9 protein-coding genes and 1 tRNA gene are annotated in these 15,057 nt (G+C 45.3%); 6 read left to right on the top strand and 4 right to left on the bottom strand.

The features are described 5' to 3' along the window. Positions 1–887: 887 nt before the first annotated feature. The gene (locus tag PGW94_RS01315) at positions 888–1,319 is read right to left on the bottom strand and encodes a nucleoside deaminase (protein WP_410519515.1); all 432 of its coding nucleotides are present in this window, start codon (positions 1,317–1,319) and stop codon (positions 888–890) included. A 178-nt stretch (positions 1,320–1,497) separates the two neighbouring features. Here PGW94_RS01315 and PGW94_RS01310 point away from each other — a divergent pair, with 178 nt between their 5' ends. The 3 genes from PGW94_RS01310 to PGW94_RS01300 all read left to right on the top strand — a co-directional run bounded on the left by PGW94_RS01310 (position 1,498) and on the right by PGW94_RS01300 (position 4,856). Further along, positions 1,498–1,929, top strand: a complete 432-nt coding sequence (locus tag PGW94_RS01310; protein ID WP_271757841.1) for a hypothetical protein — start codon at positions 1,498–1,500, stop codon at positions 1,927–1,929. 57 nt (positions 1,930–1,986) lie between these two features. After that, positions 1,987–3,429, top strand: coding sequence for a replicative DNA helicase (locus PGW94_RS01305; RefSeq protein ID WP_271757839.1), 1,443 nt, complete (start codon positions 1,987–1,989; stop codon positions 3,427–3,429). Positions 3,430–3,797: 368 nt separating this feature from the next. Next, the gene (locus tag PGW94_RS01300) at positions 3,798–4,856 is read left to right on the top strand and encodes an FAD-dependent oxidoreductase (RefSeq protein WP_271757837.1); all 1,059 of its coding nucleotides are present in this window, start codon (positions 3,798–3,800) and stop codon (positions 4,854–4,856) included. A gap of 1,565 nt (positions 4,857–6,421) precedes the next feature. Here the strand turns inward: PGW94_RS01300 and PGW94_RS01295 are convergent. Beyond that, entirely contained in the window at positions 6,422–7,369 is a 948-nt protein-coding gene (locus PGW94_RS01295) for a hypothetical protein (RefSeq protein WP_271757835.1), read from the bottom strand. Further along, complete coding sequence (locus PGW94_RS01290; protein ID WP_271757832.1) at positions 7,366–8,208, bottom strand: polyprenyl synthetase family protein; 843 nt, start codon at positions 8,206–8,208, stop codon at positions 7,366–7,368. Before PGW94_RS01290 ends, PGW94_RS01295 begins: the two co-directional genes overlap by 4 nt. 306 nt (positions 8,209–8,514) lie before the next feature. Between PGW94_RS01290 and PGW94_RS01285 the strand changes: the two genes are divergently transcribed. The 3 genes from PGW94_RS01285 (at position 8,515) to ruvX (ending at position 11,150) form a co-directional block, all read left to right on the top strand. Continuing rightward, positions 8,515–8,587, top strand: a tRNA-Glu gene (locus PGW94_RS01285). Between the two features lie 217 nt (positions 8,588–8,804). After that, positions 8,805–10,592: a ribonucleoside-diphosphate reductase subunit alpha gene (locus tag PGW94_RS01280; protein WP_271757827.1), complete on the top strand. Its 1,788-nt coding sequence runs from the start codon at positions 8,805–8,807 to the stop codon at positions 10,590–10,592. A gap of 69 nt (positions 10,593–10,661) precedes the next feature. Continuing rightward, complete coding sequence (gene ruvX / locus PGW94_RS01275; protein WP_271757825.1) at positions 10,662–11,150, top strand: Holliday junction resolvase RuvX; 489 nt, start codon at positions 10,662–10,664, stop codon at positions 11,148–11,150. A 1,504-nt stretch (positions 11,151–12,654) separates the two neighbouring features. Here ruvX and PGW94_RS01270 read toward each other — a convergent pair. Further along, positions 12,655–13,944 carry an adenylosuccinate synthase gene (locus PGW94_RS01270; RefSeq protein ID WP_271757823.1) on the bottom strand — a complete coding sequence of 430 codons (1,290 nt, stop codon included), beginning with the start codon at positions 13,942–13,944 and terminating at the stop codon, positions 12,655–12,657. Positions 13,945–15,057 lie beyond the last annotated feature (1,113 nt).

The following is a 15,057-nucleotide window of genomic DNA, read 5'->3' as shown; positions in this document are numbered from 1 at the left end:
GGCAGTGCGGAAATTGCGAGACAGTAATTACACATATCTTGGGCTATGAAAGCTTATTTCCTCGGGTACAGGGTTAATGTATATTTTGCTCTTTCGAATTTTCTGCTTTAGGCTGCCGGCAAGGGGTATTACGTAAAACCTACTACTGATATACGTTCTGAAAAGAGTGAGCGCCAAGATGTTTTGACTCTACGCTCTGATTGGTGGTACCGTAAACTTTTTTGTTGCCGTGCGAACATGCGTGCAATTGGGTAACGGCAGCTGTCCGTGGCGCAATGTATGCAGATCGAGTTATGCGAGAAGCTTTGCTATTTGTGAACTGTACAGCTCTTGCCCTGTGTAAATCTTACTTGCGCCAGGTCTCGGTACATGTATGCATGTATTAAATGGCAGTGCTATGGATAAAGAGCTTAAACTGTGCGATGTTAATATTCTGGATGACTCTTTCCGGCGTTTTCGGCACTTCCCACTGCAAGTTACATGCTATGTATTTTTATTTGTAATGTGCAGGCCACATGGGCGTTATCACAGAGCTAGGAGCTTTTGTAATGAGGTATGGTTACTTCTGAGAATACCTCTACAGGTTGCCGAGTGCCGAATAGGCGACTTTTCAAATTATGGATTTACGAAAAAGTAGGTTGCAAATTTTGTGGAGCAGTGGGGAAGTTTTTTCACTGAATTATCGTAGTTGGTAATAGACAAGGTACGAATGTTGCTGTGCTGAACTTTGCTGCAGCCTTCATATACCACAAGTATAGATTTTTTGTTCTGCTTTATACGCTGGGTGCGCATTGAACAATGCTTATATCGTATAGTATGTTCTGGGAATTCTACTCAGAAATATCTTGGGAAACGGATAACGTACTGTCTCACGTATTTGTGACGAACTATTGAGAGTTAGATGAGCGTATTTTTTGAAAGAACTCTTTTAGCACATTAGAGTTCTCTTGTTCGAAAAATCCGCCGTACACTTCGGGTACATGGGTGCAATGCTTGAATACTTGTGCGCCGTTTTCTACGCCGCCAAGCTTCTCGTTATATGCTCCGAAGTACAGTCTTCTGATCCTAGCAAAGGATATTGCCTGTGCGCACATTGCACAGGGTTCCAGAGTTACGTACATATCGCAGTCACTCAGTATGTGGGAAGAGAGGAGCGAGCATGCACGGCGTATAGCCAAAATCTCTGCATGTGCTGTGGGATCTAGGTCGTTCACTGTAAGGTTATGCGCCCGTGATATTATAACCTTATCTTTCACTATAACAGCGCCCACAGGTACCTCATTAGGAGTAAGTCTTGCTTCCTCCATAGCTGATTTCATGTAGGTTGATGCTCGCATATCCAAGTTTGTAATTTCACTACAGGTAATAGGAAGTACACAATACCACGTTGTGTTGCACCTAAGCTATAGTATACGTGGGTATGACCGATGGCCAATATCTTCCTCATTTTGTTACATTGTGTTAGAATACCTGGCATGGGTTTATCTCGTTTGAGTCATGGCTCTGAAAGTTCTAACGGGTTTTTTGGTTTTTATTGTTGTCTGTTTGGCTTTTGGTCTGCTCAGGCTGTGTTTCAATGAGGCTCGTAGGTACATAAAGGCGTTTTTTAGTGCTGAGGATGAGGAAGAAAATCTCACCAATGAGGAAAAGCATAGACGCTATTTGGAGAAGAAGCACAGGGAATTGGCAAAGGAGAGGGCCGCTGCACAGATCAGGCAAAAAGATGCTGGTACACAGGCTGAGTACCAAAATCCGGTACGAATTATTGGGCTTATGGAGCCCATCGGTAGGTGGACTAGGTATGTCATGTCAGAAAAACGCAGCAGGCTTATTGGCGTGAAGCCGAGCACTTTGCAAAACGGGTTTTGGCAAATGCTTGTGAGTATGAAGGGGATGTACCAGGGTAAACATAGGGGGAGATCCAGGTAGAAGCCGGAGTTTTTCACCTTTATATCTGTTAGTGGTCTATTGTATTGGGGGGGCCTTGTGCAAAGTTTGGCGGAAAAGGGTTTGCTTGGTAATATTACTCATCTGCCTAACAATGTTGAAGCAGAGCAAATGCTTATTGGTGCCATGCTCAGGGATAACAGGATATGTGATGCCCTGGAGGATATAATAAGCTCGGAAGTATTTTATGATCCGCTGCACGGCAGGATTTTTGACCAAGTAGTAAAGATAAACAAAAGGGGACTTTCGGCAAATGAGATAAGCCTTAAAATGTTTTTTGATAACGATGAGGCACTTGCTGAATGTGGTGGTGGTGAGTACCTGGCTAAGATCGCTGCTAAGGCCAGCGTTGTTTTTGATATCAGAAGCGTTGCTAAGGTAGTTTTCGATGCGCATCTACGAAGGTGTCTGATATCCCTAGGCAATGACATTGTGGGCAATGCGTACGACTACGATTCCGACAATCCTGCTGAGTACCAGATAGAAGGTGCATCGCAAAAGCTCTTTTTGTTGGGGAATAAGGGAAAAGCGGATAGAAATTACCACCTATTTTCCACGCTCATAGGTGACGTTAGGAAGAAGATTGAGTCTGCTAGAGAGAATAGAGATGCGCTGCAGGGCATTTCTGTTGGTCTAAAGGATTTGGATCAGCTACTAAATGGTCTACAGAACTCGGATCTAATTGTATTAGCTGCGCGTCCATCAATGGGAAAGACGGCCTTAGCGCTGAACATGGCTCTCAATGCATGTAAGTCGCTTAAGGACAAGGGCAAAAGTGTTGGGTTCTTTTCACTAGAAATGTCGGCGGAGCATATTGCATCCAGGATTATATCCATAGAGTCAGAAATTAGCTCATACAAGGCGCTATCTGGTAAGATAAGCAGCAGTGATCTGCAACAGGTACTGAGGGCAAGTGAGAGTATATGTGACCTCCCGTTGGTTATAGATGACTCGTCAGTTCTGTCTATAAGTGGGTTGAGGACCAGGATCAGACGTATGCATCAGCTGCATAACGTAGGCGTGGTTTTTGTCGACTATTTACAGCTCATAAAGGGTACGACGAAGCGTAGTGGTGAGAATCGTGTGCAGGAGGTTTCTGAGGTGACTCAGGGTTTGAAGGCTATTGCAAAGGAGCTAAATGTTCCACTTGTTGCATTGTCTCAGCTATCCCGGCTGGTTGAACAACGTGATGATAAAAAGCCTCAATTATCGGATTTACGTGATTCAGGTAGTATCGAACAAGATGCAGATGTTGTGATGTTTCTGTACAGAGAAGAATACTACGAACTAAGAAAGCAACCCGCTGAGGGTACTTCAAAACACGCGGAGTGGCAACTAAAGATGGATTCCATAAGCAACTTAGCTGATGTTTTGGTATCCAAGCAAAGGAATGGCCCTATAGGAAATGTAAGGCTATACTTCGAGCCTGAGAAGGGTAAATTCCGTGACTACACTACCCGTTATGACATTTATAAGGGATAGTTGTGGGGTTCTCAGTTGGTTGGCAAGGGTTTTTAGTTCTGTAAAGCTTGTACCGCACTGGTGTACTTGCGTTTTCTAGAGGCTGATTTGGGCCATAAGGTGCAAAAGGAAATATGTTTTCTTATATGCGTAAAGGCAATATTGTGTATTCAATGCACATATTGCTACACGCGTGTCTGACGTGATCAGCAGTGGGTCAACGTTTTGTTGGAAATGTATGGTGCGTGAAAAGTTCACGGCAGCAGTAATCTGTAATTTTGGGAGTTGATTGCTTTGCTCTTCACCGTAATAGTAACAAAATGGTTAGGCTTCTGTAGCTACTGGTTTTGTAATCAGGCAGACTATGACCTTATAGGATGGAAAGCGCTATGGTAAAAACTGCGGGCATAGCTGGAGCAGGGTTGGCCGGGAGGATTTTAGCTCTGTGCCTGCTAAGAGAACGATGGGATGTAACCATTTTCGACCAAGATGACACGTCAGGTAAAAGGAGCTGTGGCTACGCGGCTGGGGGTATGCTCTCACTGTATTCAGAGGCCGAAAGTATTGGTGACTTAGTTGTGGAACTTGGTCACAGATCTATGGAGCTATGGCCAGAACTTCTGCGCTACATTGACGCAAGTGATTGTTTGCAGACCAACGGGAGCATCATAGTGGCGCACACAGTTGATTTGCCCGATTTAGAGCGAAGATGCGAAATAATTAGAAAGCGATTTCCTGACATGTTCGGCGAATTATATGTTACGAACAACATATGTGAGCTAGAGTCAGGTCTGTCAGCGCCATATGGTATGTACATAAAGGGGGAGGGTAGCATAGACAATGTAGCTCTCTTTGGTAAATTAGAACACGCCCTAATGGCTCATGGAGTTACCTGGTATAGTAATGCGAATGTTGCACGAGTATCATCCGGAGAAATAGTAGCTGAGGGAATATCGCGAACTTTTGATGTTGTTTTCGATTGCAGAGGAATTGGGGCAAAATGTGACATTCCGTATTTGCGTGGTGTAAGAGGAGAATCAATAGTGGTATACGCTCCAGGAGCATCCTTCAAACGAGCTATAAGGGTGACGCATCCGCGCTATAGCATATATGTTGTGCCACGGAAGGGAAATCTATTCCTTGTAGGGGCATCAGAGATAGAGAGTTGCGACTTTTCCGAAGTTTCCGTGCAGTCAGCTTTGGAGATGCTTTCAGCTCTATATTCTTTGCACAAGGGGTTTGCTGAAGCCAGAATACTGGACATGCTGTCCGCTTGCAGGCCCGCCTTTCGAGATAACCTGCCCAGAGTGCTATTTGGTAATAAAATTGTTCGAATAAATGGCCTGTACAGATATGGCTATCTCAGTATTCCTGCAATTGTAGAAGAGGTTGTTTCGCTGCTTAAAGGTGGTAATCCCCGCTATGAAAGCCTGCATGCTTATGCGTGACCGATGCAGTTTTCATGTCTAATTATGCTATATTGCCCTCATGTGCGGAACCGTTAGAATCGCGTATTGGATAAAACACAAATTCGGTCTGCAAAAAACTATACCGTGCAGAGGCGATGGGTTTTGCCTAAAAAACTACCTGGTCACACCTCGCATATGTGCTACAGAAATATTTTTGGGCACAGAACAGCTCCCAGACATTAATTATGATTTACTGATAGCGTAGCTACAAGGATATAGTATTATCCGCATCCAAAGGGGAGAATTTTATTATTACACCTGCGCTAAAACGCTGTATTTTAGCGCCCAGTTGTATTTTAATGTACTGGAAAGAGGTAGATGCGTAATTACGTAAACAGTGTTTTGTGAGTCGTGATAGTACGTAATGCTGGGATATCCATAGCTCTGGATCACTATACTGCGCTGTAGATTTTGTGATTGATGGACCTGCTCACCAGTGAACCAATGAACATTTTTGCAGGGATAAAGCCCTCAGAATTTTACATTCCTGTACGACAGCATAAGGTTTTAAATGCGGTTATGGAGTATTTATGTATTACATGGAAAAATTATGCTTCGCTTTGGAACATGGCGTATTTGGATATTTGAATATATCTGGTCCGAAATGTGGTCATGTGTAGTATAGCCTGTAATCTGCAAGTGGTGGCGGGTTATGCTGTTATATAACGGTGCCTGCACGAGTACACAGCGGAGAGCTTTTTCGTAGTGATGTGCTTTGATTTTTACATACTGTAACGCGTGATTTATCGTCTGTGCTCTGAGTTTATGTAGGATAGAAGAAATAAACTCCTTGCTGCAGACGTTGTGCAAGTATCAAAAAATGCGGTACATGTTTCCTTTTGTTGAATTATCGTGCCCATTGATACGTGGGATTTAGTTTAGTCTTATCACGCACTTTGTAGGCATTTTGTATTATTTTACGAACATGTCCGAACGGAAACCACGTAAAAATCTTTTTTGCGTGTTGTAAACAGAAAATACCTTCTTTGGAAGATGTATAGAACTACACTACAGTGGTTCAAGCATCTTTATATTGGAAGGCCATGAGGCTCTGAATCTGTATGGCGCTTTCGCAACGTATGCAGGCGCATGGTAGGTACCAGTACGAGATGATTATGGGGCGCGATAATAGCGCATAATCGCCTTACGGGGCTTATTATTGTATTCTTCCAGAAGTGGAACTAGCGTTTTCAGACAGTAATTCGGTAGCTGCAAATGAATTTGTATGTGTGATAGTGGCACCAGTAGCTCCATATGCATTAAAGTGTGTTCATGCGAGAACACGGTAGAGAACAAAGATAAGGAGTTTGTGGCCAACATGTTAGGCACGCATATTTATGCGCCGTGTGACCACAGTACTTGATTATGCTGCAAATTATATTGTCGATCTGTTTGCGTGTTTTACCACCATTTGCAGGTATTTCTGCCAGGGTGACGGAGATTTTGAGAGCAGCATAAGATGCCCTGCGTAGGGACTGTGGCAGGGGGTAATCATTATGACAAGGTCATTTTTATGCCTGCTAGGGGACAAGCCTCAAGTGTCTTTAACCCGGGTTCCCAGCATTGCTACCTTCTGTTGGCACAACCCACAGATCGAGTATTTTTACTCCAGAATCTGTCAAGTTTGCGTCAAACCCGGTAAGGAGCTCAGGGGGAACTATGACTGACCTGAGACTATCGGATCTAAGATCAACTGCGGCTAAGTCAAGAGCAATGGGAACCTGCCGGCTTCCTACGCGGAAAGTTGCTGTTTGATTGTGCAATAGCATGTTTCCAGAGGAATCGCGGAGATTATACCCTACATTCACTACATCACCACATCTTGATAACAGAACTTCTGAGCCTGAATAGTCAGGATTTGCCTTGTCAAACACAAAAAAGCGCTCAAGGGATGATTCTGTAGGCTCGGATGAGTCGATAGAGATTAAACTTACGTAGTGGCTACCGGCATTTTCTCCGTTTTCTATCAAAATAACTCTGCTTCCCTCCTTTTTCATTCCTACTACACCGTAGTTTACCTCAGGTACTGAGTACGAGCCCAGCTGAAAGCTTACTGACGAAGCACTGTTGGTAAGCAGTTTTGTGATTTCAACAGCGCTAGGAATGGCATTATGTGAACCTTTAGGAGAAGGCAAACTAAATATCATCGCGGTAATTTGCTGCCCACACACTGCTTTAGAACCAGAGCCTTGTAGCATATCATTGGAGGTGAAATTACTTTTAGGGATTGCCTTTGCCTTCAAACTCTTAAAGTACTCCTCAAGGCCTTGCTCCTTTATGTGGTAATCGATCCGCGATTCAACCAGCGGACGCAGTATGGTTGCTCCCAACCTGTATCCAACTCCACTTGATCCCATCACCTTCAGCGTGTAAGGCTTGCCGCTTTCATCGACGCCATTCTCGGCAACTACAGATGATGCTACCTTCAACACAAGGCAACAAATCGCAACAACTGCTGAGATGTTAAGCGCAATACAGGCAATTTTCTTCATAGACTCAAGTTTCTCACAAACATCACAAGTTCCTTTAAGACCACAGTGTCTGCATTCAGGCTTTCTAGGTGCGCTTCGCACTGGTGCAATAGAGAATCTACGTACTTTGCGGTTCCATCAGCGCCCAACACGTTAACTATGTTAGGACGTCGAACATCTTCCCCCACATCGTTCAAGTCATCTTGCGCTTGGAAAGCACATCCCAAGGCCTTGCCGTAGGCCGCCAAGGTTTCTCTTGTATCATCGGAGGCTCCAGCCAAGATGGCACCGCTTTCGCACGCTGCAGCAAACAAGCATGCGGTTTTAAGCTCATGTATCCTTTTTACAGCTTCCAGTTGAGAATCTGCTTTACCTTCCATGTCTAGGGCTTGACCGGCAGCCATGCCGGAACATCCACAGGCTCTTGAAATTACCTTTATGATCTCACATTTTACAGTGCAATCCTCCTCCATTGCAGATAATAACTCGAAGGCTAGTGTCAGCAAAGAGTCGCCCACAAGAAGCGCCATGGCCTCTCCATACTCACAATGGCAACTAGCTTTTCCTCGTCTTGTGGCAGCGTCATCCATGCACGGCATATCGTCATGTACCAACGAATACGTGTGTATCGCTTCTATAGCTGCACACATAGGGAAGAATCGTGCTTCGGCTACGCCAAAAATCTTTGCTATCGTCCCGGCGAGAAATGCACGCAAACACTTACCAGGTGTAGAAACACAATAGCGCAACGCGCCTGCTAGCTGTGGGGAACTGCCAGATCTCTGAGCTACTATTCCAGCCAACTCCGCCCCCATAGCGACAGAAAAACTCTTCATGAGTTCTGGCAGGCGGTAACGCATTATTACACAATTCTCACTTACAAGACGAACAATATACAGGAGTTTGTGTGTATTACCAGATTTTTGCTTTTTGTATTTCCTGATTTGACAGATATTCCAGGTGTATGGCCGAGTTTTACGTTCCCCTTTTATTTCTGAATTTTTTACGTACACTGTCGTTAGGTTGTGTGAGCTTTCACTTTATCTCTTAAAACGAGTGTAAGGCGCATTGGTTGTACCGTGTAGGAGCTCGCTGTTGTGTGGCAAGAAGGTTACAGGAATTTTGTTTGACTGCGTTTGAGATGGTGAATATATTGGAGCGACTTTGACTCCTTCGTCTAGTGGTCTAGGACCCCACCCTTTCACGGTGGTAACGCGGGTTCGACTCCCGTGGGAGTCACTTCCTAAGCTGTGTTCAGCGTAGGGGTTCGCAGAGTCTGTTTCCGTTTATGTCTCTTTTAACGTTTTGTTACCGGTGTGGGGTGTGTTGAGATCTTTTTTTCTGTACATACTGTATATCGTGCTAAAATGATGATATAGATACAGTATATGGAATATGGAGAGGTTGCGGCTTCTGTATTTTAGCCGTGGTAAGTGGTAACTGGGGGTATTATAAAGTGTCACAGATTGTTGTAGATTATACTCGTGATAATAACCTGACGAACTTTGGTAAGGCGGTTTTGGCCGACCGGTACCTGATGGAGAATGAGGATTATCAGCAGCTTTTTGTGCGTGTTGCACAGTACTACTCTGATAACAGTCAGCATGCGCAGCGTCTGTATGATTACATGAGCCAGCTATGGTTTATGCCTGCGACTCCTATACTAAGCAATGGTGGTACGAGTAGAGGCCTGCCGATTTCGTGTTTTTTGAATGAGACTGAAGATAGTCTTGTGGGGATATTGAATCTGTGGAATGAGAACGTGTGGCTTGCGTCACGTGGTGGAGGTATAGGTAGCTACTGGGGAAACCTGCGGTCAATAGGGGAGAAAGTAAGAGGTAGCGGGAAAACTTCGGGTATCATTCCGTTCATTGTCGTGCAAAATGCGCTTACTTTGGCTATAAGCCAAGGGTCTTTGCGCAGGGGTAGCTCCGCGGTATACCTTCCAGTGTGGCACCCGGAAATTGAGGAGTTTTTAGATATTAGAAGGCCTACTGGAGGGGATCCGAACAGGAAGGCTTTAAATATTCACCATGGTGTGCTTTTGACCGATGAGTTCATGCTGGCGGTCGAGAAGGACTTGTCATGGGATTTAGTGAGTCCTAAGGATAGGAGCGTTATCTCCACTATCAAGGCCCGTGACCTATGGATTAAAATTTTGACTACGCGCGTTGAAACAGGAGAGCCGTATATAATTTTCGTCGATACTGTTAATAGGTGTAAGCCCGACGTATACAAAGAGTTGGGGTTAGAAGTGAAGATGTCCAACTTGTGCACGGAGATAACTCTAGCGACGGGAGAAGATCATCTCAACAAATCGCGCACAGCTATATGTTGCCTTGCGTCACTGAACCTTGAGTACTACGACCAGTGGTGTTCCAACCCGCTGTTCGTTGAGGATGTAATGAGGTTTCTCGATAATGTCCTGACAGATTTTATCAACAAGGCGCCGTCTGAGATAGAGCGTGCCAGATATTCTGCGATTCGGGAGCGCAGTATAGGAATTGGTGTTATGGGCTTCCACTCGTTCCTGCAGAGTAAGATGGTACCTTTCGAGTCTTTTGCTGCGACTATGTGGAATAAGAAGATTTTTGCTCATTTGAGGAGCCAGGCTGATGCTGTGTCATACAAGCTGGCTCTGGAAAGGGGAGCATGTCCTGATGCTATAGACGCCAATAAGATGGAGCGGTTTGTGCATAAGCTCTCGATAGCGCCTACGGCGTCCATATCTATCATAGCTGGAAACACGTCTCCTGGTATTGAGCCGTATGCAGCGAATGTGTTTACTCATAAGACCCTGACAGGTTCTTTCATAGTGCGAAACAAGTTCTTGCAGGAGTTGCTTAAGTCAAAAGGCAAGGATGACGATCAAGTATGGTCGACGATATCGACAAACGAGGGGTCCGTTCAACATCTTGATTTCCTTAGCGAGCACGAAAAGCTTGTATTCAAGACAGCATATGAGCTGGATCAGCGCTGGGTTGTCGAACACAGTGGTGATAGAACTCCGTATATATGTCAGGCGCAGTCGGTGAACATATTCCTCCCTGCAGGTGTGCACAAGAGATATCTGCACAAGGTGCACTTCCTTGCATGGAAGAAGGGTGTGAAGAGCCTGTATTATCTGAGATCCAAGTCCGTGCAGCGTGCTGATAAAGTGTCGCACGATGTTGGGGACAAGGCTGTTGTGCCACGGAAGCAGATAACTAATTTTAGCTATGATGAGTGCTTGGCGTGTCAGTAGGGTTTGTGCTGGGTATCGAAGTATGGTAGGCGTGATTTGCCTAACTGAGGTTATGTAGTACGTTGGTTTATGCTTTGTGCCGATATAGCCACGCTTTTTTCGTTATTGCCAGGTGGCGGTAGGGTTTTGGGCATAGACTTTGGCGAAAGAAAAATGGGGTTAGCGCTTAGTGATGCGACGCGTCTCATAGCTTCTCCGTTTGCCGTATACGAGAGGCGTAACATGCGTCAGGATCTTGGGGAACTAAATTCCATACTGAAGGCTAAAGATATAAGGGCTGTGGTTATGGGTTTACCGTTGCAGTCTGATGGGCTAGAGGGTGATATGTGTCCCAAGGTTAGGAGTTTTGCTGATAAGTTAATTCGGAAGTCAGGCGTATGTGTATATCTTCATGATGAAAGGTATACGACTGCTATGGCAAGTCGCGCTACTATGACAGCGGGGCTGCGAAGGAAAGCATCTCAGCAGATAGATGACAAAGTTTCAGCTGCGCTTATTTTGCAGCAAGTACTGGATATGGCAAACGAGATGGGGATCAACGCAGCTGCTGGGCCTTAAATTCCGTTTATAGTGCATTAGAAACTGCACTCCATAACCGTGGTAGCATTTCTTCAGGGATTACCGTGAAGAAGCCATGTGCACTGGTGCTTAATTCTCAATGGCTTTGCGCAAGGGCACTGTCATTACTGTTGACCACTGCACACAAATCATACCGGTTGTTTCAAAATTGAGATCTTGCGAGTTTTGCACTCAGGAAGTGGCTTTAGAATCAGCTGCACGTAGCTGAAGAATTGTGATTAGTTTCTTGTGCTGGTGAGATTGTGATCTATGCCATGTTCTGGATTGGCTAAAATACCTGTGGTAAACACTATGATGCTCGCATAATCTACGTTCGGTATTACACTGCTCATGTTGTGGCACAGTCGGACTACCTGTACCTTTGTTTGTATTTGTTGTCGAGACAGCGTATCTGCGATTTACGTACTGCAGTTACCGCCATTGGAGCGGGAATACGGTGGCTTGTACAGAGGAGTGAGCCAATATCGACTGGTGGTACTTGTTCAAGCCCTACGGTACCGCTGCGTGATGCGCACCTAAGCTGTGAGTAGTGTTGTGCTATTCACGTAGTGATTTAGTGTTAGAGCACGGACCTTTTTTATGTTGGGCTGTTGCGGCTACAGTGTATCTACGAATTCACGCACTGCGGTCATCGCTGTGGGAGCTAGCTGAGCAATGAATTACTCTGGCAAGATCTGGTAATTACGCGGATGTAATTCACTGAGATGAGCATAGCTTCTTTACTCCTATCTTACACTTTGCTGCGCACCAGCCTCAATGAGGGGTATAATTGTGCTGGAGGGAGTTGATTGTGATATACGCTGCTTTGCTGACAGATTGCATGGTGGTTATGCTATAAGAACTGAATCTGCTCACAAGGCTAATGCTCAAACCTGCATTCCTCAGCCCGCATGGATCTGGGGATTCATATGGTGCTATTGGTAGCATACATACCCGAGTCGGCTAACGTTTTCTATCTATCAATACCGAAAACGCTGTTGATGCTCATGCTGTTTGTATTATGTGTAAATAGATTTTTCTACCTCCATTCCGACCAACATGATACCCATGCTAAATGCCTGCAGTATTCGATGTTAGGTCTCCTGTGCGATAACACACTGTTATGTGTTTTGACTAATTAAATTATGGCTAGTATGCTGAACCTCGGCGCAGTCCCAGTTTTTAAGTTGGAGTGGCCCCAGCAATGGGCTGGTATTACGCGATACCAACAAGAATCAGCAAGTGCAATTAGGTACCGATACTTGTGTGGGTTGAAACTATTTTTGCTCTACGCACGAGTAACCCTAGTTTCATTTTTTACGCAATGTTCTCCTTCAAGAGAACCAGAGTATCTTAGCGATTCTTGCATTACAGCATGTTCTGCGTGTGCTCTCGCACCGCAACCTACTAACGGCCTGCTACACTCTGATAGAGCCCACTGCAACATATGTCTGCACCCTTGCGCACTATCCCCTATGGAGAGCGTGTGCCCTTATAAAAGGCTTTAGCAGTTAGCGCTACCTAAAGACACAACATGATTCCTGTCAGGGCTTGTTGAGACTATACTTACCGGGATACCAACAAGCTCCTCGATCCTCTTTATATAGCTCAGTGCGTTTTTTGGCAGATCATTTTTTGAAACAGCACCTAGGATGCTCGTACGCCAGCCAGGCAAAACTTCGTACACAGGAACAAGGTTTTTCTGGATATGGGTAGCTGAGGGCAGATAGCTATAGCTCTGATCCATATGTCTGTACCCTACACAGATTTTTATCTCATCAAAAGCATCGAGTACATCAAGCTTTGTTAGGGCTATCTCTGTTGCGCCGGACAACAACGCAGTATGCCGCACCAGAACGGAATCGAACCAGCCGCACCGGCGTTTTCTTTTGCTCACGGTACCAAACTCCTTTCCTCTTTCAACCATAAGATCGCTAAGCTCACCAGATAGCTCTGTTATGAATGGACCATTTCCCACTCTTGTGGTATACGCCTTAACTATGCCAAGCGTGCGCACATTGTCCAGCGTGCCAACCCCGCAGCCAACCTGCACGTAACCAGCCAAAGTGTTACTTGAAGTTACATACGGATATGTGCCATGGTCTACGTCTAACAATGCACCCTGAGCCCCCTCAAAAAGCACTGTAGCCCCTCCTTGTAATTGTTCGCGGATTAAGCCGGCAACGTGCTTCATAAACGGCAGAACACTTGGTGCTATCGTTAATAGCTCATCCATTACCGCATCTACTTGCAGATCGTATTGGTTAGTAGCTTTCCTAAGCAAATTATGATAGGAAAGCAAACATTCTACCTTGCTACGCAGCGACTCTGCGTCCATGAGATCACAAAGCCGTATAGCACGGCGCCCAATCTTATCCTCATAGCAAGGCCCTATCCCCATACAAGTTGTTCCTATCGCGTGAGGGCCTCGTAGGCGCTCAAGCAGGGCCTCCGCTTCTCTGTGGACACTAAGTACAAGTGGGCACGTCTCCGACAAAGATAAATTACCAGGGGTAACAGATATGCCACTGTCTTTGAGTTTTTCAATCTCCTGGACCAGTACGTACGGGTCTAACACCACGCCATTACCAATGATGGATTGCTTGCCCTCTCGTAGCACAGACGAAGGCAACAAGCTCAACTTGTACACCTTACCTTCCACCACTATGGTATGCCCGGCATTACTACCGCCTTGGAACCTCACTACTGCATCGGCGTTTTCCGACAGCCAGTCTACTATCTTACCTTTTCCTTCATCACCCCATTGCAGCCCCACCACTACTGTACTTGGCATCGAACGTCCCAAAAAACTCCAGGCCAAGCTAGCAAAATAAAGAAATGGTGTCAACACTGTTCAGGTGAATTATCCTGCTCAGAAACAGCGCTGGGGGTGCAAAACTATCTTCAGAGCTTGAAACTGAGAGAGTCGCAGAGAATTCGAACGAGACAGGTTGCTATGGATCAACATTCTTCGTACACGTTCCATTTTTTGCATATAACCGCCAATTTGTTCTGCATACAGGAAAGACAACTTATTGTTTTATGAATCATCCCTTAATATTAAATGGGGTACAGTGCATGTTCTACTTTGCTATACAGGGACGACTAGCGCATAAGCCTCAGAGCCGTATAGCATAGTGCAAGGTACTTGACTCATAGCTTGGCTTGCCCAGGCCAAATGTCCAACGCATGTCATCAATGTCTCTGCACCGGTATATTTGCGGGATAAAGCGTTGGTTGGTGCAGTAAGCTGAAGGCAGCGGGAATACGTCACGCTCACGATTTTTACCAGAATACGCTGATCAAACGTAAACCTTACGATACAGAAAAGGCATTTAATGCGATCACTTTGTATATGATAGGGTGCACTGATACGAATTTGTGGGGTAGTAAAGCATAGGTGCGCGTCACGGCGTGCATTTTGCTCATCGCTAATACTCAGTGCAGGAATGGAGGGACATGTTTATAATGTGGTGCAAATAAGAAAGTAGATATATTGCCAGAGTTGCTGTTTGAGCACAGTTTTGGTAACTGTTAATGTGCTATCGCGCTATGGTAGCGTGATTTCACCCAATGCGTCACGTCGAGCACTACTGTACAGCTCGGATCATTAAGATTCCGGGTAATGTTTTTCAATATCTCTCACTAGTCTGCAGAGCATCCTTGGTTGCGTGGCAAATATTAAGGGCAGTTTGCTTGGTTTTCGTGGTGCAATGCGAAAAATGTAGGTGCAGTGGGCAAGCACTTGGCAGAGGTCCTACAGTGATTTTTTGCGATAAAACATTATTTTGTAGGACGGAATACTGCCTAATAATATCTTGTGTTTCTCCAGCAAGTGAGGATGCTGGACCTCTGGACCTCTGGACCTCTGGACCTCTGGACCTCTGGACCTCTGGACCTCTGGACC

The organism is Candidatus Anaplasma sp. TIGMIC (assembly GCF_028204095.1).
In the GTDB taxonomy this organism is placed as follows: domain Bacteria; phylum Pseudomonadota; class Alphaproteobacteria; order Rickettsiales; family Anaplasmataceae; genus Anaplasma.
Note: the sequence above shows the minus strand (reverse complement) of the source record. Positions and strands in the feature narration are given on the sequence as shown.

Bases quoted from the DNA above. Each gene is read 5' to 3' on its own strand.
- PGW94_RS01315 (WP_410519515.1), bottom strand. From the start codon at position 1,319: ATGAAATCAGCTATGGAGGAAGCAAGACTTACTCCTAATGAGGTACCT.
- PGW94_RS01310 (WP_271757841.1), top strand. From the start codon at position 1,498: ATGGCTCTGAAAGTTCTAACGGGTTTTTTGGTTTTTATTGTTGTCTGT.
- PGW94_RS01300 (WP_271757837.1), top strand. From the start codon at position 3,798: ATGGTAAAAACTGCGGGCATAGCTGGAGCAGGGTTGGCCGGGAGGATT.
- PGW94_RS01295 (WP_271757835.1), bottom strand. From the start codon at position 7,369: ATGAAGAAAATTGCCTGTATTGCGCTTAACATCTCAGCAGTTGTTGCG.
- PGW94_RS01290 (WP_271757832.1), bottom strand. From the start codon at position 8,208: ATGCGTTACCGCCTGCCAGAACTCATGAAGAGTTTTTCTGTCGCTATG.
- ruvX (WP_271757825.1), top strand. From the start codon at position 10,662: ATGCTTTGTGCCGATATAGCCACGCTTTTTTCGTTATTGCCAGGTGGC.
- PGW94_RS01270 (WP_271757823.1), bottom strand. From the start codon at position 13,944: ATGCCAAGTACAGTAGTGGTGGGGCTGCAATGGGGTGATGAAGGAAAA.